Here is a 2,001-nt window from a genome sequence, read left to right on the forward strand (position 1 = left end):
GTGATCCGTTGGCCACCAACTTAAGATCCATTGCAACAATGGTGCAAAACTCGCGGTTACATCCAGTTCATTACGTTTTCTACCACCTATGAACCTATCCCACTATTTGCGGAAAACGTGATAGAGTGAAAATCAAGCAATAAGGAAAAATCGAACAGGTAAATGCCAGGAAGATTTGAAGGATTAAGTGACATAGAATGGGAACTGTTCAAAAATCTCTTGCCCTGTGAACCACAAAAGCGAGGTAGAGGTATGCCCCATGTACCTTTCCGTTACGTGTTAAACACACTGCTGTACATTTTAATCACAGGATGTCGTTGGTGTGATGTCCCCACAGGAGAACAGTGGGCATCAAAAAGTTCAGCACATCGATGGTTAAAACGATGGCTTGAAAATGGAACTTAGCGAAAAAATACAAAGTGGAGTATTGGCCCTCGCAGAAAATCAAGGTCTGATTAACTGGAATTATGGGGCAGTAGACGGCTCTTTTTCCCCCTGGCAAGGGAGGAGGTGAAGGAGTAGCCTATGGATACAAAGGTGCATGGAGTGTTGATACACACCATCACAGAAGGTAATGGTATGCCCATGGCAAATCGCACCACACCAGCCAATGGCAGTGAACCGGAGCAGGTTTTACCATTACTCGATAGCATCAGGGTTTCTACGGGCAAACGGGGTCGTCCAAAGAAAAGATTCAGAGTAATAGCCGCTGATAAGGGTTACGACTGTAAACAGATAGTTCACTGCACCAGAAAACGAGGTATCAGACCTCAATTCCCCAAAAGAGTTTACCAGTCTAAGAAACGTCGAGGTAGACCAATCAAAGATGATACACCACGGTTTCAACTTTAACGTTGCTTTGCCTGGTATCAAAGAAAATATCGACGTTTGGTCGTTCGTTGGGAACGGCAATGTGTTGTGTTCGATGCTTTTGTTGCCAAGCGCCACTATTCATATGTGGATTACTAAAATTCTATTAGTGGGATAGGTTCTAAAGACCCACAGCCATTCCTTAATGCCTTTTACAGGCCAAGGAGTTTCATCTACATGAATAGACGGTTGTTCTGTTTTTACCCATTCTGACAATTGCTCAACATGAGGTTTAATCGCCAGTTCAACCCGTTGATTGGTGTTGACTAAAGTCCCATTACCGATCTCAATCTTGCCCAATTCCCATAACATCTCTTGTTGTTTTTTATAGGGGAGATGTCCATAATTCCCTAACCATCCCAGAAAAGCTTGTAGCTTGACCCCTAAATCTTGTCCGGGTATCATCTCAACAGACCAAGAGGCTGATGTTACCGCACCACAGCCCCTACATTGACAATGGTAACGATGGTACTCAACTACCTCGATTGGTTTGTTCACCAGTTGGGCTACTTGTTGAGTGTCTACCAATACAGGTTGATCTAAAAATTCTCTTTGACCACACTGACTACACACAGACGGTTGCAAGATTTCGGTTCGGTCTATTCTGGAAAACCCAAAACGAGTTTTTCCCCGATGACCTGGTTGTCCTCCGGGTTTTCTCTTTTTGGCCTCAGAGGTGGGACAATCCTCCTTTTTTAGGGCTTTTTCGGATTTTTTCAGTAGATCAGTTGATGGGGGTTTGGAGGAAGTCTTACTATCGTGGGTCCCGACTCAGCTTTAATTTCTCAATTTCTAGCTGTAGTTCCTCAATCACTTTCTGTTGAGTCAATAGCATCTTTACCAGTTCCGCTTTTGACAACTGGCGCACGGCTTTCTGGAGTTAGCGGAACTGGTGAGTGACTCATGTGTTTACTTTACCCTAGTTTGCTTCAAAGTCAATCCCGCAGACTTTAAAGAAGCTCCCTTCTTTGGCCTTGCAGCGATCCCTGTGACCTGAATCCTTACGTCTTTTCACTTTTTGGACTCGTTTGATTTGAAGAGCGATTTGAAACATTCCAGTGGTACGGTACCGTTTGATAATCTTGGCTACAGCCGATTCCCATTCCTCAAGTGAAGTGAATTTTTTCTTAC

3 protein-coding genes and 1 pseudogene are annotated in these 2,001 nt (G+C 43.9%); 2 read left to right on the forward strand and 2 right to left on the reverse strand.

Annotated elements, in window-relative coordinates:
* Positions 1–162: 162 nt before the first annotated feature.
* Both F6K53_RS38575 and F6K53_RS38580 read left to right on the forward strand, forming a co-directional pair.
* Complete coding sequence (locus F6K53_RS38575) at positions 163–405, forward strand: transposase (RefSeq protein ID WP_293085120.1); 243 nt, start codon at positions 163–165, stop codon at positions 403–405.
* Positions 406–525: 120 nt separating this feature from the next.
* Complete coding sequence (locus F6K53_RS38580; protein ID WP_143727849.1) at positions 526–852, forward strand: transposase; 327 nt, start codon at positions 526–528, stop codon at positions 850–852.
* 117 nt (positions 853–969) lie between these two features.
* Here the strand turns inward: F6K53_RS38580 and F6K53_RS38585 are convergent.
* A pseudogene (locus F6K53_RS38585) lies at positions 970–1,738 on the reverse strand (transposase); the annotation flags it as partial.
* Between the two features lie 51 nt (positions 1,739–1,789).
* Positions 1,790–2,001: hypothetical protein (locus F6K53_RS38590; RefSeq protein WP_293085123.1), on the reverse strand; the 212-nt coding region annotated here is incomplete at its 5' end.

It is taken from the genome of Moorena sp. SIO4A1, from assembly GCF_010672065.1.
GTDB lineage: Bacteria > Cyanobacteriota > Cyanobacteriia > Cyanobacteriales > Coleofasciculaceae > Moorena.

Coding starts and splice junctions, on each gene's coding strand:
- F6K53_RS38575 (WP_293085120.1), top strand. CDS start 163: ATGCCAGGAAGATTTGAAGGATTAAGTGACATAGAATGGGAACTGTTC.
- F6K53_RS38580 (WP_143727849.1), top strand. CDS start 526: ATGGATACAAAGGTGCATGGAGTGTTGATACACACCATCACAGAAGGT.